The sequence below is a fragment of the Pseudanabaena sp. FACHB-2040 genome (genome assembly GCF_014696715.1).
GTDB lineage: Bacteria > Cyanobacteriota > Cyanobacteriia > Phormidesmidales > Phormidesmidaceae > JACVSF01.
Genome location: NZ_JACJQO010000001.1, coordinates 293,086 through 315,417 on the forward strand (window position 1 = coordinate 293,086; position 22,332 = coordinate 315,417).

Sequence of the window (22,332 nt, forward strand, 5' to 3'; positions counted from 1 at the left end):
TTCAGGGGGGTAAGGGGCCAATCTTTTGACTGGAACCCTCCTGTCTGCTTGCAGTTTTCTGCTAAGCCGCTATTTCCACAATGCCCATCATGCCCTGGTCTTCATGGTCTAGCACATGGCAGTGGAACACGGTCTTACCCGCAAAATCGCGAAACGGCACCCGAATTTGCACCACTTCGTAGGCCCGCACATTAACCACGTCTCTCCAAGCCCGGTAAGGCTCTGGCTTGCGATCGCGACTAATCACCTGGAAGCTGTTGGTGTGCAGATGAAAGGGATGATCTAGCCCAGCCTTGTTGATAATCCACCAGTCTTCTACGCTGCCCAGTTTGGCCTGTGCGTCTACTCGGCTGTGGTCAAACGCCTGACCGTTGATCAAAAAGGGCTGCCCTGTCTGGGCATCGATGCCGTGATCTAGGACAAACTCGCGTGAGATCTCTGGCTCTGGCAAAGACTCCACTAGAATTAGGGCCTTCGGTAAAGGGACGGCCGCAGCTCCGGCCTGGTAAGTCAGACGGGCTACTTGAATCGGCTCGGCCTGAGCGGACGAGTGAGCCATCCTGCCACTGCCCATCATGCCGTGGCCCATCCTCCCACTCATCATGTCCATCGTGCCCCGGTCATAAGGCAGGTTCACAATTTCGTAAGTGCCGGGCTCTCGAGTGCCGGGAACCAGTAACTCTGCCCGTTCGCCAGGGGCCAGCACCACCTCATCGGTTTCCACGGGTTCGCCCAATGCACCCCCATCTGTCGCGATCAGGTGCCAGGGATGTTTTTTTAGCTGCAGCCGGTAAACACGAGAGGGTGAAGCATTGAGCAATCGCAGCCGCAGCAGCCCAGACTGAGGCAGTGGCAGCGTGGGCGGGGCCTGTCCATTGATGCTGATATGATTGCCTTCCCGACCCCACATACGGAACATCGGCATAGGCTCTTGGAGCTGACCGCGCCAGTTTAGATCAAAGTCTTGTAGCACCAAAAAGGCTTCTTGAGCCGCCTGAATCTCAGGAATCTCGTCTAAATCTCCTCGCACGACCAGCAGCCCCGCCAAGCCGCCTGCTACCTGAGATGCAACATTGCCGTGGTGGTGCGGGTGGTACCAGAAGGTTCCGGCCCGGTGATCGGCGGGAATGGTAAAGCGGTAGAGTGCGGTTTCGCCGGGGGCAACCATTCTCAGGGGGTTGTCAGCCTCACCTGTGGGCGGCAGATGCAGACCGTGAAAGTGCAGGTTGCTGGGGGTATCTAGCTGGTTGGTAAAGCGAATTTCAACCGTATCGCCGGGTCTAACCTCCAGTTGAGGGCCGGGTACCTGCTGGTTGTAGGCTAGGAGATGCGATCGCATCCCAACCAAATTCACAGCAGTCGGGCTGGCCGCAAGATCAATAGAGAGCTGCCCTGACTGGCTTTTCAGCAGGCGGTTAGGCCGCTGCGAAGGGATTGAACATTGCGACAGCAGCATCGCTCCGGTTACGGCCGTTGAGAGAGTTAAAAAGCGGCGTCTGTCCATACTGTCCCTTTGGCCCTTCTCCTCCAGCATAGACACTGAGCAGGCATCTCAAAGAGAGAATGCCCTGCTCTTATCGCCCTCATTTCTTCCAATTCCTCTAAGGGGGGTTAAATCGTTATAGACACTTGCTAAATCGTCACAAGGCAATCTTTCAGTGCAGCAGCCCAAAATTTAGTTTGGGAGGGCGAACCCTATAATCCTCTGCTATGCGATCTCTGCTTTTTCGCAATCTGGGGTTGACCCTACCAACAGCCCTAGCGTTTACTGTATTGGGCTATCTCTTCAGCCTGCCGATGGGCTTCTTGTTTGATAGTTACGCCGCTTGGTGGCAGGTTCCAGGCAGTTTTCGCCCTTCTATTGAAACTCAAAGACTCGATCAGTTGAATCAGTTTCGCGCCCGAGTGACTTTAGCTGGGACTGCCACAGGGATTGCGATCGCACAGTCTACTTTTATTGTTCATGCCCTCAAGCCCTCGTCCGATGAAGACTCCAATTAGCTTCACCCTATAAGCTACCGTATAGTCAGCCGCCTAACTTAAAGAGTAAGCCTGTGGCCACCTTGCGTCCTTTTGTCGATCGCGTCGTTGACCGTCTTGCCCTCCAAAACCTGGCCCAGCAGTATGCAGAGCTAGATATCCCTTCAGTTGAAGCCTGCCTAGCCTTCTTGCGCACCACCGCCGATGTGCAAACCGCCCTAGAAACCCATTTTGCTCGCTACGGCCTATCAATGGGCAAATTTACCCTGCTAATGCAGCTATCTCAAGCTCCTGAGCAGGGGTTCACGCCTTCCGAATGTGCTGAGCGGTCAGGCGTTACCCGCGCCACCATCACAGGATTGCTAGATGGGCTAGAGCGTGATGGGTTGGTAGAGCGACGACCTTGCCTTAGCGATCGCAGAATGCTGAGCGTCCATCTCACTGAAAAAGGGCAAGACCTGCTGGCCCGGATGCTGCCCGATCACTTCTGCCGCACTACGGGGCTGATGGGAGAGCTGACGGACAGTGAGAAGACAACGCTGATTGAGCTTTTGCAGAAGCTGCAGGCGGGGACGAGGGCGATGTTTGAGGGATGAGGGGTGAAGGGTGAAGGGTGAAGGGTAAGGGGGGGATGAGCGTTTGAGAGATTTTGGCTTTTTGTTCTAGGCTCGCCATGAGGACAGAGTAGCTCTTAAAGCCTGGAGGGAGTCTCTGTGATAAATTAATTAGGAAGCTAATGATTAGCTAGCTAATTAACTTTTGATTCTTGGCAACTACAGAGATGCTTGAGGAGCGTGCTTATGAAAAAGTTAAGTGTCAGGCCTAAGAACTGGCTGTTGTCGGTTCATGTGATTTCGGCTGGGCTATGGTTGGGAACGGTTTTTTCGCTGGTTGCGATCGCAATCGTTAAGCGAAACACAGCCAATGGCGACGAGATCTACGCCATCAACTCAGTTCTAAAGTTTATGGATGACTGGGTTGTGATTCCGACGGCTGTGCTGTCGCTGGTCACAGGTGGGTTGCTTTCCTGGCTAACAATTTGGGGCTTTACCAAGCACTACTGGGTGATTGTGAAATGGGTGGCAACCGTTACTCTGATCGTCACAGGCACAAGCTGGCTAGGGCCTTGGCTTAACGCGATGGCGTCCATCTCCGAAGCTGAGCGGCTGCAGGCGCTGCAAAATCCTCTGTATGTGTTTGATCAGCGAGGTGTCATGCTCGGAGGAGCGATTCAGGTAGCATGTCTGCTGGCTGTTGTAGCCATTTCGGTACTCAAGCCATGGGGTAGACGAATAGCCAAATCGTCCCCAAAGCTAGAAGCTAGCGGGGCCTCTACAATAGGGTCAGAAGGGCCGCAGTAGCTCTTGCCCTTGTTTAGCTGCCTGACTATGGTTGCCGTTGACTCTAATCTGCTTCGCATCGGTGAACTCAGCCATCAGAGCCAGGTTCTGATTAAAACTATTCGCTACTACGAAGAACTGGGCCTACTGCAGGCCACAGGTCGAACCTCCGGCGGGTTTCGGCTGTTTAAGCCCAATGCGCTAACCCGCCTAGCCTTCATAAAGCGTGCCCAAGGGTTAGGTCTGAGCCTGCAGGAGATTCACCACATTCTCGACGTGCATGATCAGGGGCAGCGGCCCTGCCACGAGGTCAAGCAGACCTTGCAGGAAAAGGTGCAGCAGATTGAAGATCGCATGGCTCAGCTTTCCCTGCTGCGGCAAGAACTACTGGCCTTAATCGATGGGGCAGAAGGACTAGTCCAAGCGGACGCATCCATCTGCCCCATTATTGAGAATACTGGCTAACCAGTAAATCAAACGTTAAACCGCAGTTTTAGTTCTAGACTGTGGTTTCTTCGTTGCTTAGCTGCCGCTCCAGGGTTGCGATGGTAGCGTTTACCCCGGCTAAACGAGTCTCTAGATCATCGCGCACCCATTTCATAAAGCGCAACTTGCGTTCCTGGTAGGAGCGCTGATTCATCGGTTCAGTTCCCCAACAGGGCATGCCAAAAAATGGAAACATGCTATTTTCCCCTTAAACAAAAGGCCAAATAAAAACCCTGTTTCAATCCTGACAAACCCAGTCAAGAAATAGGGATAGATACGAGTGGTAATTCCCGTATGGCAGAGGTCTTGCAGCAAAAGTTAGTAGCGATCGCGGCTGCTTACGGCAGTTCGGTCACGATAATCCATCCTTTGATTTCTCTGAGGCTTTGAAAAGCCGAAGTAGGCAGCGACCAGGGCTGTTAGGGCGTGAAGCCAAACATCGTGGCCAAAAATAGGAATTAGGCCAAAGGTTGTGTTGAGCCCAGGAATGAGTCCCATAATAGCCAAGACCCCATAGAAAATCGCTAGACCCTTAGCAAACGCTCGGGCCGCCCCATAGCCTCGGTAAGAAGTAAGTCCCCAAACACCTACTGCCAAGTGCACAAGGTTGTGCAGTAGGTTGATCGGAAAAATTCCTAGCAGGTAGCCATACCCAGTGTCTACTGCCAAATCTGGCCCTGTCCCGGGGGGAGCGACCATGCCTGGAACAAATCCCATAAGGCCGACCAGAATGTACAAAACTCCAGCAATTAAAGCGAAGTAACGAGCGCCCATAGCCATTCTCCTTAGTTAATCAATCTCGACGGTTGCTATCAAGTTAAAGCTCTAAATTCTTGACTGAAGGGCAATCGCCACTTCAAACTACTGTCATGCTTTGACTCTTAACGGGTTTAAGCCTCTCCTTAAAGAGAAGCTCTTCTCAGCAGAAGGGCTAGCTTTCATTAAAAGAATTGAGGTCAAACTGCCTCGGGATTCAAATCAATCATTCGCCCCGTGGTGTAGGTGCCAATCGGACTCCAGAGAAGGTAGGGCAGCAACAGCAGCGCTGCCAGGTTAGAGCTGGGCCACACTAAAAATGTCAGGACGACTCCCAAAACAAAGCCTGCCCCGCCTAGAGCAGTGCCAACAGCGAGGCTGCGAGTGCGTAACGTGGCCGGAATGTAAGATACAGTCAGCACTTCTACCAACAGATATAGGGCCATTAAGAGCCAAGTTTGGAGACTGCCAGGGTCTTGCTGCCAAGCCACAACTGCTGATGCCGCTCCGCAGATAAAAATGACGGTCCAAATGAAGGGAATGGCCGGTTCGAAAAAGAGCCAGTTGGGGCGATCGAGTCGGGCAGCCCAAAAGATATCACGAGGCCGAAACAGGAACGTTCCCAACGCCACGACAGAGGTTACTCCGCCAATTACCATCCAAGGTTGAATCATTGTTTCCTCTCTAGCGCACTCCTGTGATAACAAACTGGGGGTTTGTGCTTCCTCTGTCATAGGGGCAAAGCATTAAATTTCGATACCGATACAAACGACTGTTGCCCAAGCTGAGCTTGAGCAACAGTTCCAGCGGCTTTGCCACTGGGTTTAGCGAGGCAGAGCCCCGTAGGGGGTATTCCCAGGCAGAGCCTGGGAACGAGAAGTAGAGGGGGTTATAGGACTGTCATGACTTTGAGCAGTTCAGTTGACAGGTCGGAGTTAGTCGCGTTTTTCTTCTGGAAGAGAACTCCGGCTAGGAAGTAAATATTCTCAGAGAAGAAGGCTTTGCGCTTGCGCTGCAGCTCAGAAATAGTGTTTTTCACTTTGGGCTCACAGCTGTAGTAGCCAAACTTTAAGGGCGACACCATAAAGTCAACTACCTGATAACCAAACTTGAGCGCATGATCGACCGTATCAATCGGGTTAGAGTAGGCCGAAATCATCAGCATCACGTTTTCACAGCCTTTAGTTAACAGCTGCTTGGTGATAGTTGCACCATCGTCGCCACCGTGGAGCGACGGCATGTATAGCTCATTGTCAGGAGCGGGCAGGTAGGGCGGATTAGCAATTAGGTATTGAGCTTCTGAGGGAGAGTTAGTGAAGAAACACCTGTTATGAACCCAATACTGCTCGTCTAACCGATACTGCTGAATTCTGGAAAGGGCCAGCTTACAGGCAGCTGCGTTGAGCTCATAGCCCTGGATTAGGCCCTTGAAGCTGCTTTTGAGGAGAGCGCTGATAACTGGGCTACCGTCTCCGGCCCCAAACTCTACAACCGACTCACCGGAGGCACACTGAGGCAGCACCATTTTTTCCAAGCACTGAGCGTAGAACTGGGATTCCTCAGGGCAAAAGAAAACTGTATTCGGCGAAGGTACCTCAATCGTGTCGGTTGAGGCCAACATCACTTCTTTCATAGTAGGAATTAGATTTAGAGGTTAGAAACTTGGCTGTGACTGCACTCGAGGCAGGGGAGATTGGGCCTGCTTGATGCGCTGGATGATGGCATCGCCCGCCCGATCACCGATGTACTTCTCCTGGGCATAGCCCAGCACGATCTCCCAAGCATTTTCGGGATAGTGGTCGGCTAATGGCAGGGCAACATCTCGCAGCATCCACTGGCCATGCCGCTCGTCTTCTCGAATGTGCAGTTCCCAGTAGCCTGAGGCATCGTTGCTGAGTCCCAGCCGCTGGGCTGCAATGAGATAGTCGGTATAGATGGAGGGGCCTGCAATCTCAAAGTAGGTCAGGCCGCCGTTGTAGCGCAGGAAGTGGCGCTTACATTCAGTTAGCAAGAAGTTGTGGTTAATGCTAGCCAGCAGCTGCCAGGGAGCTAATTCAAAGTAGCCCTCAGGCTGGGTATTGAGGTCTAGTTCTGCCATCATTTTGGCAAAAAAGGTAGAGTGCTTGCGCGATAGGCGGCCATTGCCATATTCCTCTAGCAGCACCCGGATGAGCGTAGCCTGCACTTCATTGCTGGCCCCACCTAAAATGCGCGACATACGGCTAGCTTCTACCAGGCCATCGAGGGATGCGATCGCAAGTAGCCGCCGATACCCCTCCAAGTCCATCTCTTCCCGCAAGAAGCGCTTGTTCTCCGAGACGGGCGGATCTAGATCGGCGTCGCCCCATTCGGTCAGAATCTGCTTGATGTCTGCCTGCTTAAACTGCTCTACATCGAGCTGATCCAGTTCCCAGGCCTGCCAGGCCGACTCAATGCGATCGCGTACCCACTGCAGATAAAACGACCGCTCATTGCGATAGTGCTGCAGGTCGTCGTACCAGAAGAGATTTAACCGATTGATTCGGTATAGAACTCGCTGGAGAAAGAGGTGAGCATCATCATCATGCGGTTCAGAAATACTTGCATAAGCAGCCTCTAGCGCCGCAGCAATAGCCCCTTCAAAGTCTTTGACCAGATCAGGACGCTGAGTTACCTGCTGATCTAAGTCTGCTGTCGCCAACAACTCAGTTAGTCGCTTTTCTGACTCAGAGAAATCGGAGATTTGAGGAACAATCGGCAGTTCTTGTTCTATCCCCTTAAGCAAAATATTGGGACTTACACTTACTGTCGTCATAGAATACTGCTTAGAATCTTTTTCTTCAATGAACTCGGCCAGCAATCAATCGTGGATTACGCGGTTCAAGTTGGCCGCTCCACCACTTTAGACTTTAAGCAATTAAACATTGCGTTACCGTCCGTCTTTAGATAGAGTCCCTACTTATTTTCCCTACTCCAAAGAGGTCTTTTGGCCAAAAGCTTAAGAATGGGGATCACCCGTATTTCTGATTGAATGCTCTGTACTTGTTGTCTCGTAGCACTGTCAAGTTATAGAGACGCAGTTAACTGCGTCTCTATAAAAAGAAGGATTTGACTAATTCAGCGAGGCCTACGAGCGCCGATTCTTTGAACCAACCGCATTAGGATTAGTCTCTGGATTAGCCTCTTCGGGTTCTGGCGCGTTAGCAGACGGGATATCAGTTGCGTCGGGGTCAGAGGTGCTGGGCACGTGCTCCTGTGCATTAGATGCTCCAACGCTTCCTGAAGCGTTTGGCCCCTCGCCTTCTACGGCATTGGCAGCTTCGACATTACCTAGTGCAGGGTTAGCATTCATAGCCGCTAGTCTGGCACCCGGATTATCAGCCACTTCATCTAGCTCTGATCTTAGATCGGGATCTTGATTGTCTGACATTGCCCTATTTTCCCCAAAATTCCTGTAGGTTAAAACGTGCTTTAGGTGAGAGCGTTTGCTTGATAAGAACTTGCAAGTCCCGATCATGTCTTGTGCAAAAACCTTTTTAGACGTTCTGCTTAGATTTTAAAGAGTTCTCCTCACACCTCAGTCCATCAAAAGGAGCGAATTAGCCAACTGATAGCGTCTCTCCTCAGCCAGAGAATATCCCTTCTGAATTCGCTCGCTACTGACATTCTTGCACGCTACTAATTTTCAATACTCCGCAGGAAAGAGGCTATCTTAAAAAACCGATTTCTACACTAACAGGGTATCCTCACCCAACCTTTGGAGGTTTCCATGGCAGTCTCCCCAATCGCTATTTCTAAGGCCATTAAAGGCATTGATTTTCCGGCTTCTAAGGAAGATTTAATCGAGCACGCTAAGCAGAACCAGGCTGACAAAGAAGTCATAGACCTTCTGGAAAACCTGTCAGAAGATGACTTTGAAACTGTTGCCGATGTCGAAAAAGCTTACGGAGAAGAGCGGCAGTCTTAATCCATTCCTCTATATTTTTGTAGGGTGCAATTCCCTGCACCCTATCTAACATTGGAACTCTCTTTGTGAACAAAAAAGCCCATTCGGCTAAGGCCCTGAGCCAGGTTGCCAAAACCCGCTTTGGATTCGACGAACTTCGCCCCGGTCAAACATCCGCCATTCAGTCAGCGCTTCAGGGGCACGATACTCTGGTGGTGATGCCTACCGGCTCCGGCAAATCTGCCATATATCAGATAGCGGCTTTCCTCATTCCTGGTGCAACCGTAGTGGTTTCGCCCCTAATTGCCCTGCAGCGCGACCAGGTTCAGGCCATTGCCCAGCAAAAGGTAGGCGACGCCGCAGTGCTTAACTCCACTTTAAGCGAAGCCGAGCGCCAAGAAACCTTTGAGGATTTGGTTGAAGGCGACCTCGAATTTCTATTTTTAGCCCCAGAGCAGTTTAATAACCCTGAAACCTTGGAGCAGCTCCAGGCAGCTCAGCCGTCTTTGTTTGTGATTGACGAGGCTCACTGCGTGAGTTCTTGGGGACACGACTTTAGGCCTGATTACCTAAGGCTAAGCACTATCATCGAGTCTTTGGGGCACCCTCGCATTTTGGCCCTGACGGCCACAGCCGCTCCGCCTGTACGGCAAGAGATCGTTGAGCGGCTGGGCATGCAAGATTCAGCCGTGATTGTGCAAGGCTTCAATCGGCCCAACATCTACCTGAGTGCCGAGCGGTTTGAAGATACCGCCGAGAAAGACAAGGCCCTGATCGCCCAGGCAGTTCAGGCGGAGAAGCCGGGAATCATCTACGCGGCTACCCGCAAGCGCACTGAGGAATTGGCAGCGGCGTTGGTAGAGGCAGGCATTCAGGCGGCTCACTACCATGCGGGCATGAAGCAGTGCGATCGCACTGCCACCGAAACTGCTTTCATGGCAGACGAGTTTGAAATCCTGGTCGCCACGATTGCCTTTGGCATGGGCATTGACAAGCCCAACATCCGCTCTGTTCTCCATGCTGATATCAGTGACTCGGTCGATTCTTACTATCAGGAGATCGGTCGGGTTGGGCGAGATGGTGAACCCGCCCGAGCAACCCTGTTCTATGACCCTAGCGATCTTAATCTGCGGCGATTTATGAACAGCCGAGGCCAGATCAAGGCCGAAGCTATTGAACAGGTGGCCGAAGTTCTGCAAAATGAGTCTGAGCCAGTTTCTCCCAAAGCGTTGCACAAGCAGGTTGATCTGTCTAAAGCCAAGGTCAAAAAGGTGCTTAACCAGCTGGTTGAGGTCGATGCAGTAGAGGCCCTAGCTACAGGAGAAGTTGTTCCCACTGCAAGCCTTGCCGACACCGAATTGACCATCGCCGCTGCCCTCGAAGCCCAAGAACGCCAGCAGCAGTTCGAAAAATCGCGTTTAGAGATGGTGCGTGGCTATGCCGAGGCTCGCGACTGCCGCCGCAAGTACCTGCTCAACTACTTCGGTGAGGCATTTGATCCGCCCTGCGATAACTGCGACATCTGTAAAGCTGCCGCCAATCGAGAGGAGCCAGAAGCCAAAGACGACACCCCTGCCCACATGCCTTTTCCCATCAGTAGCAAAGTTGAGCACGCCAGCTGGGGAGAGGGCACGGTCATGAGCTACGAAAACCATAAGATCACGGTCTTGTTTGACGATGTGGGCTACAAGTCCCTTAGTTTAGACGTGCTGCGGCTCAGAAAATTGTTGAAGAAGGTTGAGTAGGGAGAGTGCGATCGCACTCTCCCTACTCAACCTTACTTTGACGTTTGGCAGTAATCCTGCAAGCTGTACTAGCAAAACCCAATTCTAAGCTAATCTGCTATTTCATTAGCTAGCAAATCGAGGTGCATCGAACTGATTTCGAGCCATTGAAGCGTGGCATCAAGGCTACATCTACGATACTTGGAAAGAGCATAAAGCTGTTCCAGAGTAATAGTCGGCAGGGGGTTTCTTGTCCAGAGCTGTAGTGTGGCTCGAGGAACGCCTAATGCGACTGCAAAATCCTTGGGGCTTTGATACTTGCGTCCTTCAACATTTAGCCAGTCAATTAACGCTTGTGTGTTCCAAGGGTAGTAATCGGTCTTCATGGTAACAAACTGTTCTACAAACATTGCTTCATTCTTTAACCCTAAGATTTGATTGCTTTGATATTGCCCCTGCTTAAGCGGCAGGAATACCAGGAACGCTTATGCAGCATCCCTTCCCCTTTCGCTGCGTCCCAACAGCGAGAGAGACCTACGGCAAATTAGATTACAAGGTTAGCAGCAGCCAAAAATGTTTAGGCAAGCAAGTTCATCCAAAGTTCAGTTTCTTGTGTAGACACAAAGAAGCCTAAATTACTTTGCATCCGGCCATTACAGAGCTGTCCCAATAGGAAATTGCCCCTAGCCTGCTAGGTGCCCGAACCTTCGCTTTAGGGCCAGCCCTTTTGTCTGACTTCACTGTAAGTCCTAGAAATCACTGAACATTAAGCGAACTAGGTCATCAACAAAATCTGAATATTCCAAAATTCCCTGTTACAAATCAGGTCCCTGAAGCGATAGATCAGCAGATGGGTGCCATGCACCTCGATAAGTGCCGGGAAAAACTGGATGAATGAACCTCAACCAAATCCTTCTACGTGGCGACCCTCAGGCAGTGATGCCGCACTAGCACCTCTAAAAGCCACGATTAGTAAATCAGACGAGCTGCTGGTGCAAGAAGCTCAACACAGCCCTTCCGCCTTTGCAGAGCTTTATCGCCGCTACTTCAAAGCCATCTACCGTTATCAAATGGCAAAAGTCGGCAATCTGCATGATGCTCAGGACTTGACAGCTCAGACCTTTCTAGCTGCTCAAGAATCCTTAGCTCACTATCGCCACCAAGACAAATTTGCAGCCTGGCTCATGACCATAGCCAAGCGAAAGTCAGCCGATCACTTTAGACGAAGGCGGCCCACGGTGCCTTTGGAAATGGCGGAGCACCTAACCCAGATCGCTTCTAGCGCAGAAGACACGCTAGATCGCCAGTTGTCTCTACAGCAAATTGCTCAAGCCCTAAACAGGCTAACCCCTGATCGAGCTGAAGCCATTTCACTGCGGTTGTTTGGAGGATTCACTGCAGCCGAGGCAGCCCAAATGATGGGTAGAAGCGAAGCCGCTTTCAGAATGTTGGTTAGCCGAGCTTTAGACGATTTGCGACTGCATTTATCTCCCGCTCAAGGAGAAGACTAAACCATGAATTCTAATCACTACAATCCTGACAACGACAACGAGCAAACAGAAGCTTTAGATGCCTTTATTGAGCACCAGTTAAATGGACAACCGACGCCAATACCAGAAGGCCTGTCAATCTCCAAAGCCGATCTAGTAATAAAGCTAGTTAGCCAAGCAAACGAGATAGTGCCTGATGCCAGCTTTGCCGCAGAGTTGGAAGCACAACTGCTGCAAAGACAGACTTTGTCTACGCCTCAAGAAAGCTCTGTCTCTAACTCAGAATTGCCTGCTGTTCAGCCGGAAGCAGATCAGGTTGAGCTTCTACCACCAAATAGACAACCCTCCCAATCACAACCTCTCAATTCACTTAAGCAAAGGATCAAATCAATGAAATTCTCTAAACCAGTTCGCTTTGTTCCTCAAGTTTCTCTAGCGGCTCTAGCCCTGCTGGTAAGCGTGTCAGTTGTCACAGCATCTACTCCTTCACTGCGGATACTGGCGCTAGAGTTCATTCAGGTTTTTCAACGCACCAGAAGCGACCAAGTCGGCCCACAAAATGTCTTAGAAGCCGACCAGGCTCAGCCGCTCTCCGAAGAAATGATACAGGAAGCTGAAAGACGAGTCAGGACAACAACCACCGTCAGCGAAATGGAGGCCGAGCGAGGGTTTGACCTAAAAGAACCCACCTATCTGCCAAGCGGCTTTGAACTTCAAGAAGTTGGCTCGCCCTACCCAGAAGTCGTAGCAATCAACTATGAGAATAGCCAAACAGGGGATCGATTATTTGTCACGCAACAGCGGCTTGACGGCGACTCTCCGGTAGTAGGACCGATTGTATTAATTCCATCGGCGGCAGAGCGAGAGGACTACAATTTTTCGATTATGTGGTCAGATCGGCCCCTGTTTGACGACGATCCGGCGCTAGCAGGCGGGAGCCCAATTGGAGCTAGCGCCAAAACGACGCCCATTCAAATCGGCAACGTTGTTGGAGAGTACGTAGAAGGAACCTGGCAGGAAGTTGTCGCGTCAAATGGCGTTATGCAGGGAATGCAGTGGGTTCAAGATACTAATTTCCGGCAGGTCCAGTGGCAAGAGGGAGAAATTCTGTTTCAAGTTTTTTCTCCTAACGCTATGAGTCAGGAGGAACTGACAGAAATTGCTCGTGGTTTACGGTGAAAGCAATCATGAGAAAGCAAGTTATTTGGGCATTTTGCTGCCTGCTAGTTAGTACATTCCCACAAAAAAGCATTGCTGAAGAAACTCCTTCTGCCTGCTCTAAGTGCGAGGCGGCATTAGAGGAGCAGCAAAGCAGCCTTGCGCTGGACTATGATGCTTTTGACCAGACACCCACTCAAGGGTGGCGGCGTCTAGCCGATATGGAATGCTATCGTCAGGCGGCTGAGCTAATTGTCAGCTACCTAAACACTAATGGAAATTTTCGCGGTAACGAGCACGAGATTTTGTCGTTTCATGCTGGCCAAATGTATGCCTACGATGGTGACTATGAATCGGCAATTCCCTTCTTTGAACAGTCCTTTTCCTCACATGAAGGAATTCCGCCAGAGTTCCAGCCCTACATCGATGCTTGGAACATCTACGTCAATGCGACAATCTCGTTTCTGATGCAAGATCAAGCAGCACTTTTAGCTTGTCGTGATGAGCTTGCAGAAGGCCCTACTCTCGACGATGGCGAGGTGATGAACTTGAACGTGGTTGATCGCCTCATCCAAAATTTTGGTGAGCCTTACAGTCAGGCATACAGTGGGACAGAGGAATAAGCATGATAAATATTTGCAAAATGAAGAAGATAAGCTTCATGATGCTAGCCATTCTATCTTTAGCTACGGTTTGGCTAACGTCTACTGCGAATATTGCCCTATCTCAGCAGGTAGCTGACTCAAACTATACCCCTAGTGTTGCTCATCCTGCTTATGAAGAGGACTCTCCAAGGGTTCTTTTTGACGAGGCGCATTCCAATATTCACACTGCTGAAGGACGATATAAGCCCTTTGTCGATCTCATTACTCAAGATGGTTATGAGATGGTGCCAAATCAGCAGCTCTTTCAGCCTGAGACTTTAGCTGATTACGACCTTTTGGTGATCGCCAATGCACTATCTGCTGAAGAAGGAGCAGTGGCTTTTGAGGAACGGGAGTGCGATGCTGTAAGAGATTGGGTTGAATCGGGCGGTGCTCTGCTTTTGATTGCCGACCATAAGCCTTTTGGAGCAGCGGCAGCCAACTTGGCAGATCGCTTTGGGGTGACTATGAGCAACAGTTTCACCGCTGATCCGTTTCACGCCGATGAGGAAACAGATAACCCTAACTTCCTGCTATTTTCTCGGCAGAATAAGCTGCTGGCAGAGCATCCTATTACCGAGGGAAGAAACTCGGCGGAGCGAATTGATCGCGTCCTTGCTTTTACAGGTCAGTCGCTATCAGTGCCCCCCGGAGGCGAACCGTTACTGCTTCTATCTGATACTGCAGTTAATTTAGATCGCAGGCTTAATTATCCGGAAGATCTACAGGCTGGAGAAGGCAGTTCTGCAGCCAATCAGGTTCAGGGCATAGCCTTGCGGGTCGGTCAGGGAAGAGTGATTGTCTTGGGGGAGGCAGCCATGCTATCAGCCCAACAGGTTCAAATGCCAGATGGGGAAAGCCTGCTCATCGGCATGAACCGTTTAGGAGTAGACAACCAACAGTTTGCGCTCAACATCATGCATTGGCTATCTGGCTTACTGGACTAATAGTAAATACAGAAACCCGGTTTTTTCAAAAAACTGGGTTTCTACCCGCCCTGGCTAGAAATACCTTGCTCCAGGTGAGTTGTTCGACGTAACCAAGTACATGCAGGGTGTGGACGGCTTGCTGCACGCCTTCAGGGGAGCCGATCAGAATATGGCGCAGGGGTTCTCGACAGGACGAGCTTTGGGCGGGGTGAGCAATAGGGGACTGTTCGCCTCACCGCCAGGGGTGTGCGATCGCAAATATGGCAAGTAAAACACAGGAGGTTCCTCCAATAATACGATCGCAAGCAGACCTCCAGCACTTCCGAGAAAGAGCAGGCCCTAGTAAAACGCTTAGGAATTGCTGCCGGACAGACCGTGATTGATTTAGGGGCAGGCACCAGCACATTTGCAGTGCAGGCAGCTCTAGTTGGGGCTTTTTTGAAAGTCGCTGCCTGGCTCAAACCTGGCGGCACTTTCTATCTACGCGATGTTATCTTTTCATTTCCGCTCGAAGTGTACCAAACGGCCATCAGTGAGTGGATCAGTCAGGTGGCTCAGCCTGAAGGCCAAGGCTGGACAGCCCAAAATTTTGAAATGCACGTGAGAGAAGAGTACAACACCTACACCTGGATCATTGAGGAGATGTTGAAACGAGCGGGTTTCGATGTGGTAGAGGTCAACTATCCGTCCCCAGCCTATGCTGAATATGTGTGCGTAGCCCCGGCTAGCCTTTCGTGAACCCAATACATCCTCATGCTGCAAATTTCTAGAACAGTCGCCATTCCCGATCACGAGATTGAAATTAGCGCGATTCGCTCCCAGGGGGCAGGCGGGCAAAACGTAAATAAGGTGGCCACAGCCATTCACCTACGTTTTGATATTGGGGCTTCTTCACTGCCTGATCGCTACAAAGAGCGGCTGCTGTCACTCAGCGATCAGCGCCTCACTAAAGAAGGGGTGATTGTGATTAAATCGCAGGAGCACCGCAGCCAGGAGCGCAATCGAGAGGAAGCCCTACATCGGCTGCAAAGCCTGATCAAAGGGGCAATGGTGGTGCCTAAACCGCGTCGGCCCAGCAAGCCCACCCGCAGTTCTCAAAGAAAGCGGCTCGACAGCAAGAGTAAGCGATCGCACCTCAAATCAACGAGAGGCCGCGTCACAGAAGATTGATTGCGGCGGCTACAGTTAGGGAGACTCCGGTTTAGGAGGTGCGATCGCAACCTCCCACAGCCGAAATGGGGGATGGTCTGGGCGCTGCTGCTTCAGCAGCGGCATCGACACGTTGTAGACCGGGATCTGGCTGTTGGTTTGCCCTTCCAGTTGACCGTGGTGAGCGTGACCGTGAAAGGCCGCTGCTACAGAGTAGCGGGTTAGAGGTTCTTCCAGGCGGCTAGAACCGAGGAAGGGGTAGAGTTCAGAGGGTTCACCCTCCACCGTCTGCTGAATTGGGGAATAGTGCAAGACCGCCACCCGCTGACGGGTTGTGAGCTTTGCTAGAGCCACCTCCAGTTTCAGAGCTTCTTCCACCGCCTCATGGACAAAGTCTTTAATCGACTCTTCTCCCCAAGCCTGCAGCATTTTCGATCCAAAGCCGCCCGCAAAGCCTTTGACACCCGCAAAGCCAACGCCAGCCACTTCGCACCCTTCTCCATCGAGCACCTTGACTCCAGCATCCGTCAAAATCTGGCGCACCTCATCCTGCTGGCCCGATTCGTAGTCATGGTTGCCAAAGACTGCCAAGGTCGGGATTTTGGTTGTACTCAGCTCACTGACCAGCACATGGGCCTCTTCGGGCAGGCCATAGTCGGTCAAATCTCCACACAGCAGTAAGACATCGGCCTGATCGCTAGCTTCAGCAAAAATTGGCTTTAACTCTCCTTGAGAGGTCTTGGTGCAGTGGATATCGCCGACAGCGGCAATCCGAAGAACGTCGGAGGTATGAGTCATAAATGCTTTTTTTACTGCATATCGTGATCATGACCAATTTGCGGCAGCGTTCCCTGCCCCATTAGGTGCATTTGCAAGATGTCACCTCAGGCGGATTAATTTCGCTCCCTAGATTGAGGCTGTGGAGTCAAAAGATCGCCCATGCTGAATCACTACTAGACTTCAAAGCATTTTTTAATACCGAAGTCTTAAATCAAAAATCTATGCCAGACTCCATTTCTCGCCAGGCTCAGCTGCACCCCGAATCGAGAGAGTTTTATTGTGAAGCTCTAAGCCTTTTGAATCGGGCTGGGGTACCTTTTATGATTGGCGGCGCGTTTGCTTTTGAGCGGTATACGGGCATTGTTCGCGACACCAAAGATATTGATGTCTTTGCCCACCCCGACCAGATACAGCAAATTTTAGATGTCTTTGCAGAAGCGGGCTATCAGACCGAGTATGCAGTCTCTCACTGGCTAGCCAAGGCCCGTCGGGGCGAGTATTTTGTAGACTTTATTTTTAACTCTGCCCACGGTCAGCTACCCGTTAGCAACCTCTGGTTTGAACATGCTATCGAGGAAGAGGTGCTAGACATTCCAGTGCTGATCTGCGCGCCAGAAGAAATGATCTGGTCAAAGTCCTTTGTCATGGCCCGCGATCGCTACGATGGGGCCGATATTGCCCACCTAATCTTGGCCTGCGGTCAGACGCTCGACTGGTCGCGGCTGCTGCGCCAGTTTGGCCCCCACTGGAGGGTGCTTTTTAGCCATTTGGTGCTGTTTGGCTTTATCTATCCGGGCAAGCGATCGCACATTCCCGCCTGGGTTATGGAAACACTGAGCCAGCGGCTGCTGCAAGAAACTGGCCCCGCCGATGTCGCCGATAACTTCTGCCAAGGGCCGATGTTAGCCCCCCTGCAGTACCTCCCCGACATTGAAGACTGGGGCTATGAAGATGCCAGGCTCCGTCCCCACGGCAGCTTAAACGCAGACAACGTAGCTGAGTGGACTGAGCACCTGCACGAGGAGCACGCTTAGAGGCTGTCTAGGCGAAATTTATCAGCTCACAATGGCAAATACGCTCAAACCTACAGCGATTTCAGATCAGTAGGCTGCAGGCTTGGGTGGATGGGTGAATGGGTGGCGAATGCAGACGAGAATGGCTGTGTCGAAGCTTAAAGCTGGGGAACTAAACTCGCTTCTGCGCCATCTTTCAAAACAATTCCTTAGCAAGCCCAGCGTTGTTCGCTTAGCCAAGGTATAACTTTGGTCAGACAGGATCAAGGCAATGTCAAGGCGTCTACCCCTAAAGCCAGGTAAGTTCTTTGAAGTAGCTGCGGCAAGTGTCGGGGCAGCTGCAGTCAGGAGCTGATCGCTATTGATTTGTCATTAGGCTGTCATAGGGTTGTGACACTGCAGCGCTATCTCTATAGGAGGACTGAGCAAAATCAGCGCCTGCAACTACACTTTCCCTCTTTGAGCTCTCCATTTTTTAGGCTCTCCTCGTTTTATGAGCGCACCTAAACAAACTAAACCTATCAATCCTTGGGTTGAAGCAGTGCAGACCATTGGCCTGAGTGTGGTACTCGCCTTTGGCGTCCGTGTCCACGTGGCCGAACCTCGCTATATTCCCTCTGGTTCAATGGAGCCGACCCTACAAATCAACGATCGGCTAATTATCGAAAAGCTGAGCTACGACTTTGAACTGCCCCAGCGAGGCGATATTGTTGTCTTTCGTCCCCCGGAAACGCTCAATCAGAAAGATGCCTTTATCAAGCGGGTGATTGGGCTACCGGGCGATCTAGTGGAGGTCAAAGATGGTTTGGTCTACGTCAATGATCAGCCCCTAGAAGAGTCCTACATTGCGGCTCCGCCGGAATACCTATGGGGGCCAGTCGAGGTGCCAGAAGAGTCTTATCTGGTGCTGGGCGACAACCGCAATAAGAGCTTTGATAGCCATATGTGGGGCTTTGTACCCAAGGATCACATCCTGGGTCGAGCCGTCTTTCGCTTTTGGCCACCGCAGCGGCTGGGCGGAATAGAGTAGGCTCTCAAGGAAGCTAACAACCAACGGAGAAAGTGGAACAGTGCGATCGCAACTCCTAACCAACTGAGCTAACCTCGCATTACTCAGTTAGGGAGGTGGCTATGGAGACGTTTGCACTATCTGGTTTGCTGACGGCAGCGCTAGTAAGTACCGCCCTGCTAGGGACAGAAACCGTTCCCCAAGGTGCGCTGATAGAGACCTCTTCACTACAAGCCACCCATCTGGCCGCCAGCCTGCCCACCAAAGCTCCCCTCACCCAGCAGCAAGACTGGCTGCAGAGTATTAACCGGCAGCAGATCGATCCCGCCGCCCTGCAGCAGCGATTTCCCACCGAGGCCCTGATTGAGTGGCTAGAGCAGGCCCGACAGCAAGGGACCGACCCGGCCCAGGTGCGGGCAGTTTTGCAGGCAGCAGATTGGCAAGACCAAGACTCAGACCTGCAAACGGCAGATCTCGATGGCGACGGTCGAGCCGAATGGCTGCTAACAATCAATCTTGGCCCCGATGAGATGCCCTGGGGCCGCTCGGGAGACTTTTGGGTGATTGGCGATAGTCTGCTGTACCGCTTCTTTCAGCCTGTAGACTACTTTCGTGAGGTGAGAGAGCCGATCATTCCCCTCGATCAAGATTTCTTTTTGAGCGCACCTCAGGTTTTAGCTGTTCAAGACTTTACGGGCGACAGTACAGATGAGGTTTTGCTGCGGCGGCAGGTCTGCGGTGCCCATACCTGCACCCACGCTTACTTTATGCTCGGCCACCAAGAAGGCCAGATCCGTCCTTTAATAGCGGCTCAAACTGAGCCTTTCCAGTCGGGTCAAGCCATTGTGTTGCATGACCCTGAGCTGCGTGGGCTGACCGATGAAACTGGGGATGGGATAGCCGATTTAGTGCTGCACACAGGTGTCATTGGCAGCGCTGGGGCAGGGGCTCAAAGAACCCGCACCGAGGTCTGGGCCTGGAATGGGGCTGTCGTGAGCCTAGCCCAGGTGCAGCTCGACCCTACTAACTACCGCTTTCACATTCTCTACGAGGCCAACGAAGCTTTTGAGCAGAATGACCTCGAACGCGCCCGCACTCTTTACCAGCAGGTGATTGAGGACAACAGCCTGGAGGACATGCAGTGGAGCGATGAGTTTCCCAGCTCCCGCGATAGCACCCTACAGTTTGCGGCCTTTCGGCTGACCCTGGTGGGCTTGAGAGAGAGCGATCGCAACACCGCCACCCAGTGGCAGGCGTGGCTACAGCAAACCTATCCCAACACGCCCATCACCGAAGCGGCGCGGCAGCTACTGGTGCTACAGGCCGAGATGCCCTTAGAAGCAGCCTGTGCAGCGGTTCGCGATACCCTGCTATCCCAGGAATCTCCTGAAGATGACTTTCCTGGCAGTGGTCCCACCGGCCCGCTGCGCTATATGGGCTACGCCAATCCTTCTTTGGGCGCTGCAGAGGTCTGTCCTGACATCCGCATGAGCGAGCTTTCAATCGAACAGTTGCTCCGGTAGCGGCTTAGCCACTAGGTTCCGACAGCCGCCCCAACAGCTCTAGCTGATTGCCTGGCCCAACTTGAAATACAACACTCTCCCCCGATCTCGGCACAATGTCGCTGATCGCCGTGATGTTGACCTGATGCGTGACCATGACAATCACACCAGGATCATCGGCATTCTCGGCCAAAAACTGCCGTAGCCGACTGGTTTGTGCCGCCTCCATAGCCCGATCTTGAAAGAAAGAATTGATCGGCGCAAAGGGTTCAACCGGAGCCAGATCAAGCAAATCTGCCGTCTCTAGACAGCGGCACCACTGGCTAGAGAGCACCCGGCTAACGACAATATCGCGACTGCGAAAGGCGGCACCAATACGAATAGCCTGCTGGCGGCCCGTCTCAGACAGATTGCGCTGGGTGGTGCAGTCTCCCAACCGAAAGTTGGCTGGGTCGCCAGTACCGGGTGCGATCGCATGGCGCAGCAGCACAACATAGCTCGCCTCTGCCTGCTGCAGCCTGACCCAAATCCCCGCCTCACTCAAGTTTGAGACCTGGATAGGGGGTGGTTCAGCTGACTCAGGCTCAGCCAATGGAGGGGGGGCGACAGGAGACAGGGCTGATTGGGGTGGCGTGGGATCAGTCACCGGGGGCAGCTCAGCCGCAGGAGGAGAAGGGTCTACTGCCTCGCCGCAGCCTGCCCCCAGCAGCAGGCTGCCCAACGCCCAAGCCAGGGCAGCCACTCTACAGTGTCTCATCGGCATGGGTCAGGCTTGCTGCAGCTTACTCAAGTTCACCGACCTGGATTTGCCCGTAGCCCAAAAACTGGCCAACACTGTCTTCGCCAGCGGGGTAGGCGGTAATGCCCAACTCATAAACTCCGTCAGCAGGCCGTTTCTGAGGATTGAGCACAATAGACAGCGTAGTGCCGGGAGGGGCTGGGTTCTCTAGCACCACCAAAACCTGATTGAGATCTAGAGGAGTGCCACCGACGCTTGCTAAGGGAACCTCTGGCCCCAAGCCATAGGTGTCTCCAACAAAAACCTCAGTAGTATTGAGGTCAAAGGAAAGCCCTGCGTTAGAATCGCGCGGCTTGATGACCAGAGCTTCCAATGGCTCTGCTGCGGTCAAGGGAATTTGAATGACAACTTGGTAGCGCTCTGGCTCGCCGTTGGCCTCTAGGGGAGAAACATCAATCAGCTCCAGAGAACTATCAAACACTACTCTGCCGCTCGGCAGGCGGCCAGCAGCGGCCGGTAAACCGCTTACAGCGCTGAGCAAGCCATAGGACAACACGCTGGCAGTAACAGCCCCTGAAATGAGACTTAGTTTTGTTTTCATGTCTTTTATTCCCCTCAAAGTAGGGTTCTCCAAATTGGGGATGGTCGGAATAGGTCTTGTTATTGATATCAAATCTTGCCTAGATCGTATCGTCTGTTCATCAAGCGTCATCAGTCAAAAGGCTGCCATGAAATTCCTGAGTTCTTAGAGAACCCAGGGATTTCGCTTGACCGATGGCGCTATAGGCTTGCGATCGCACCTCCCAATTCGTAAAGAAAGAGACAGCTTGAGCTAGGGTTTCACCCGATAATTCAGAGGCTTTTCCCAGCTCCAGAGAGCATTCCCCGATGGTGAATGGACTGTTGATGTGACCCAGGAACTGCTAACGGTCTAGGCATATCACCGGAAATTCAAACCAATTTAAGGGTGGCTGTGACTTGCTTCTGAAGCGAAGAAGCAGGGAGAGGAGCTACAAAAGTCAGGGATTTTGGACACTGTGGGAAGAAAGTGCGATCGCAACGGAAAACGTGACTATCCCGGTCTGAAGTTTAGTTTCCTTCAACCGCCAAATTGCTCAACCTGTAGTCCTTTAAGGCTGCAGGTCATTTTTGTATCGGTTGCCACACCAGGCCGTCCGACGACCTTTGCTGCTGTTTAAGCAGCCAAAGTGATCCGAGTCACATCTTTCATTGCTCAGAATCACTCAATTTGAGGCTCTGCATCACTTGCGTGGGGGAACCAAATCACTGAGAATTTATGCTTAGATCACGGAACTTAATGCAGCTGCATCACTTCGCTGATCGGCTTTTTCGGCCATATTTATTACAGTGCGCTTGAGGCTGCTAAATGGACCCCCAATGCTCCTTACTTCCCTTAGCTATCAGCGAGATATTGGCTGATGCTGCTACCACTGGGCAGCTAAGCCTCGCTGACAGGTATGGGTTGATGGCAGCAATCTTAAGCGAATCCCTCAGCGAGGAAGAACGGGCAGCAATTGACCGCCTGCTGCGAGCCGTTTTGCGGGGCCGGCTTCAGATTTCCAACCACCTCAGTACTGCCTTCCCCTATGAGCAGGCAGCTTAAACCAAAAATTCTCTCGCAAAAGTCCTCAAAAATACACTCTGCGAAAACGAATTGCGCCGTAGAATAATTCGGATGCCAGCGCTT

The 22,332-nt window shown here is 52.0% G+C and carries 27 protein-coding genes; 16 read left to right on the top strand and 11 right to left on the bottom strand.

The window, feature by feature from the left end; all coding sequences use genetic code 11:
* Window positions 1-61: 61 nt before the first annotated feature.
* Entirely contained in the window at window positions 62-1,504 is a 1,443-nt protein-coding gene (locus H6G13_RS01240; protein WP_190481328.1) for a multicopper oxidase family protein, read from the bottom strand.
* 206 nt (window positions 1,505-1,710) lie between these two features.
* On the opposite strand from H6G13_RS01240, the gene H6G13_RS01245 reads away from it, so the two are divergent.
* The 4 genes from H6G13_RS01245 (at window position 1,711) to H6G13_RS01260 (ending at window position 3,785) form a co-directional block, all read left to right on the top strand.
* Window positions 1,711-2,001 carry a hypothetical protein gene (locus H6G13_RS01245; RefSeq protein ID WP_190481330.1) on the top strand — a complete coding sequence of 97 codons (291 nt, stop codon included), beginning with the start codon at window positions 1,711-1,713 and terminating at the stop codon, window positions 1,999-2,001.
* 53 nt (window positions 2,002-2,054) lie between these two features.
* Entirely contained in the window at window positions 2,055-2,576 is a 522-nt protein-coding gene (locus H6G13_RS01250; protein ID WP_190481332.1) for a MarR family transcriptional regulator, read from the top strand.
* 204 nt (window positions 2,577-2,780) lie between these two features.
* Window positions 2,781-3,341 carry a DUF2269 family protein gene (locus H6G13_RS01255; RefSeq protein WP_190481334.1) on the top strand — a complete coding sequence of 187 codons (561 nt, stop codon included), beginning with the start codon at window positions 2,781-2,783 and terminating at the stop codon, window positions 3,339-3,341.
* Window positions 3,342-3,368: 27 nt separating this feature from the next.
* Window positions 3,369-3,785, top strand: a complete 417-nt coding sequence (locus H6G13_RS01260; RefSeq protein WP_190481336.1) for a heavy metal-responsive transcriptional regulator — start codon at window positions 3,369-3,371, stop codon at window positions 3,783-3,785.
* 34 nt (window positions 3,786-3,819) lie between these two features.
* On the opposite strand, the gene H6G13_RS01265 is transcribed toward H6G13_RS01260, so the two are convergent.
* The 6 genes from H6G13_RS01265 to H6G13_RS01290 all read right to left on the bottom strand — a co-directional run bounded on the left by H6G13_RS01265 (window position 3,820) and on the right by H6G13_RS01290 (window position 7,971).
* Window positions 3,820-4,002, bottom strand: coding sequence for a hypothetical protein (locus tag H6G13_RS01265; protein ID WP_190481338.1), 183 nt, complete (start codon window positions 4,000-4,002; stop codon window positions 3,820-3,822).
* Window positions 4,003-4,124: 122 nt separating this feature from the next.
* On the bottom strand, window positions 4,125-4,580 hold the full coding sequence (locus H6G13_RS01270; RefSeq protein ID WP_190481340.1) for a DUF4383 domain-containing protein: 456 nt from the start codon (window positions 4,578-4,580) through the stop codon (window positions 4,125-4,127).
* 182 nt (window positions 4,581-4,762) lie between these two features.
* Window positions 4,763-5,236, bottom strand: coding sequence for a tryptophan-rich sensory protein (locus tag H6G13_RS01275; protein WP_190481341.1), 474 nt, complete (start codon window positions 5,234-5,236; stop codon window positions 4,763-4,765).
* Window positions 5,237-5,451: 215 nt separating this feature from the next.
* Window positions 5,452-6,195, bottom strand: a complete 744-nt coding sequence (locus H6G13_RS01280; protein ID WP_190481343.1) for an SAM-dependent methyltransferase — start codon at window positions 6,193-6,195, stop codon at window positions 5,452-5,454.
* 21 nt (window positions 6,196-6,216) lie between these two features.
* Window positions 6,217-7,356 (bottom strand): iron-containing redox enzyme family protein, encoded by a 1,140-nt coding sequence (locus tag H6G13_RS01285; protein WP_190481345.1) that lies wholly within the window; start codon window positions 7,354-7,356, stop codon window positions 6,217-6,219.
* 312 nt (window positions 7,357-7,668) lie between these two features.
* The gene (locus tag H6G13_RS01290) at window positions 7,669-7,971 is read right to left on the bottom strand and encodes a hypothetical protein (protein ID WP_190481349.1); all 303 of its coding nucleotides are present in this window, start codon (window positions 7,969-7,971) and stop codon (window positions 7,669-7,671) included.
* A gap of 339 nt (window positions 7,972-8,310) precedes the next feature.
* On the opposite strand from H6G13_RS01290, the gene H6G13_RS01295 reads away from it, so the two are divergent.
* Together H6G13_RS01295 and H6G13_RS01300 are read left to right on the top strand one after the other, a co-directional pair.
* A complete protein-coding gene (locus H6G13_RS01295) occupies window positions 8,311-8,508 on the top strand; it encodes a DUF2795 domain-containing protein (RefSeq protein ID WP_190481351.1) in 198 nt (65 codons plus the stop codon).
* A 65-nt stretch (window positions 8,509-8,573) separates the two neighbouring features.
* Window positions 8,574-10,232: a RecQ family ATP-dependent DNA helicase gene (locus tag H6G13_RS01300; protein WP_190481352.1), complete on the top strand. Its 1,659-nt coding sequence runs from the start codon at window positions 8,574-8,576 to the stop codon at window positions 10,230-10,232.
* A gap of 89 nt (window positions 10,233-10,321) precedes the next feature.
* Here the strand turns inward: H6G13_RS01300 and H6G13_RS01305 are convergent, their stop codons facing one another.
* Window positions 10,322-10,621 carry a hypothetical protein gene (locus tag H6G13_RS01305; protein ID WP_190481354.1) on the bottom strand — a complete coding sequence of 100 codons (300 nt, stop codon included), beginning with the start codon at window positions 10,619-10,621 and terminating at the stop codon, window positions 10,322-10,324.
* A gap of 480 nt (window positions 10,622-11,101) precedes the next feature.
* Here H6G13_RS01305 and H6G13_RS01310 point away from each other — a divergent pair, with 480 nt between their 5' ends.
* The 6 genes from H6G13_RS01310 (at window position 11,102) to arfB (ending at window position 15,602) form a co-directional block, all read left to right on the top strand.
* Complete coding sequence (locus H6G13_RS01310) at window positions 11,102-11,722, top strand: sigma-70 family RNA polymerase sigma factor (RefSeq protein ID WP_190481355.1); 621 nt, start codon at window positions 11,102-11,104, stop codon at window positions 11,720-11,722.
* A 3-nt stretch (window positions 11,723-11,725) separates the two neighbouring features.
* Window positions 11,726-12,880 (top strand): hypothetical protein, encoded by a 1,155-nt coding sequence (locus H6G13_RS01315; protein WP_206756500.1) that lies wholly within the window; start codon window positions 11,726-11,728, stop codon window positions 12,878-12,880.
* An 8-nt stretch (window positions 12,881-12,888) separates the two neighbouring features.
* Complete coding sequence (locus H6G13_RS01320) at window positions 12,889-13,482, top strand: hypothetical protein (protein ID WP_190481357.1); 594 nt, start codon at window positions 12,889-12,891, stop codon at window positions 13,480-13,482.
* Window positions 13,483-13,520: 38 nt separating this feature from the next.
* Complete coding sequence (locus H6G13_RS01325) at window positions 13,521-14,450, top strand: DUF4350 domain-containing protein (protein ID WP_190481358.1); 930 nt, start codon at window positions 13,521-13,523, stop codon at window positions 14,448-14,450.
* A 357-nt stretch (window positions 14,451-14,807) separates the two neighbouring features.
* On the top strand, window positions 14,808-15,170 hold the full coding sequence (locus H6G13_RS01330) for a hypothetical protein (RefSeq protein WP_190481359.1): 363 nt from the start codon (window positions 14,808-14,810) through the stop codon (window positions 15,168-15,170).
* 15 nt (window positions 15,171-15,185) lie between these two features.
* Window positions 15,186-15,602, top strand: coding sequence for an alternative ribosome rescue aminoacyl-tRNA hydrolase ArfB (arfB, locus tag H6G13_RS01335; protein WP_190481360.1), 417 nt, complete (start codon window positions 15,186-15,188; stop codon window positions 15,600-15,602).
* A gap of 15 nt (window positions 15,603-15,617) precedes the next feature.
* On the opposite strand, the gene H6G13_RS01340 is transcribed toward arfB, so the two are convergent.
* Entirely contained in the window at window positions 15,618-16,379 is a 762-nt protein-coding gene (locus H6G13_RS01340) for a metallophosphoesterase (RefSeq protein ID WP_190481361.1), read from the bottom strand.
* A gap of 203 nt (window positions 16,380-16,582) precedes the next feature.
* Here H6G13_RS01340 and H6G13_RS01345 point away from each other — a divergent pair, with 203 nt between their 5' ends.
* The 3 genes from H6G13_RS01345 to H6G13_RS01355 all read left to right on the top strand — a co-directional run bounded on the left by H6G13_RS01345 (window position 16,583) and on the right by H6G13_RS01355 (window position 19,906).
* Window positions 16,583-17,395 (top strand): nucleotidyltransferase, encoded by an 813-nt coding sequence (locus H6G13_RS01345; RefSeq protein WP_190481362.1) that lies wholly within the window; start codon window positions 16,583-16,585, stop codon window positions 17,393-17,395.
* Window positions 17,396-17,867: 472 nt separating this feature from the next.
* Window positions 17,868-18,404: a signal peptidase I gene (gene lepB / locus H6G13_RS01350; protein WP_190481363.1), complete on the top strand. Its 537-nt coding sequence runs from the start codon at window positions 17,868-17,870 to the stop codon at window positions 18,402-18,404.
* A 101-nt stretch (window positions 18,405-18,505) separates the two neighbouring features.
* Window positions 18,506-19,906 (top strand): hypothetical protein, encoded by a 1,401-nt coding sequence (locus tag H6G13_RS01355; protein ID WP_190481364.1) that lies wholly within the window; start codon window positions 18,506-18,508, stop codon window positions 19,904-19,906.
* A 4-nt stretch (window positions 19,907-19,910) separates the two neighbouring features.
* Here the strand turns inward: H6G13_RS01355 and H6G13_RS01360 are convergent, their stop codons facing one another.
* Window positions 19,911-20,627 carry a histidine phosphatase family protein gene (locus H6G13_RS01360; protein WP_199305661.1) on the bottom strand — a complete coding sequence of 239 codons (717 nt, stop codon included), beginning with the start codon at window positions 20,625-20,627 and terminating at the stop codon, window positions 19,911-19,913.
* Window positions 20,628-20,667: 40 nt separating this feature from the next.
* On the bottom strand, window positions 20,668-21,225 hold the full coding sequence (locus H6G13_RS01365; RefSeq protein ID WP_190481365.1) for a DUF2808 domain-containing protein: 558 nt from the start codon (window positions 21,223-21,225) through the stop codon (window positions 20,668-20,670).
* Between the two features lie 885 nt (window positions 21,226-22,110).
* Between H6G13_RS01365 and H6G13_RS28520 the strand changes: the two genes are divergently transcribed.
* On the top strand, window positions 22,111-22,248 hold the full coding sequence (locus tag H6G13_RS28520) for a hypothetical protein (RefSeq protein WP_242028055.1): 138 nt from the start codon (window positions 22,111-22,113) through the stop codon (window positions 22,246-22,248).
* Window positions 22,249-22,332 lie beyond the last annotated feature (84 nt).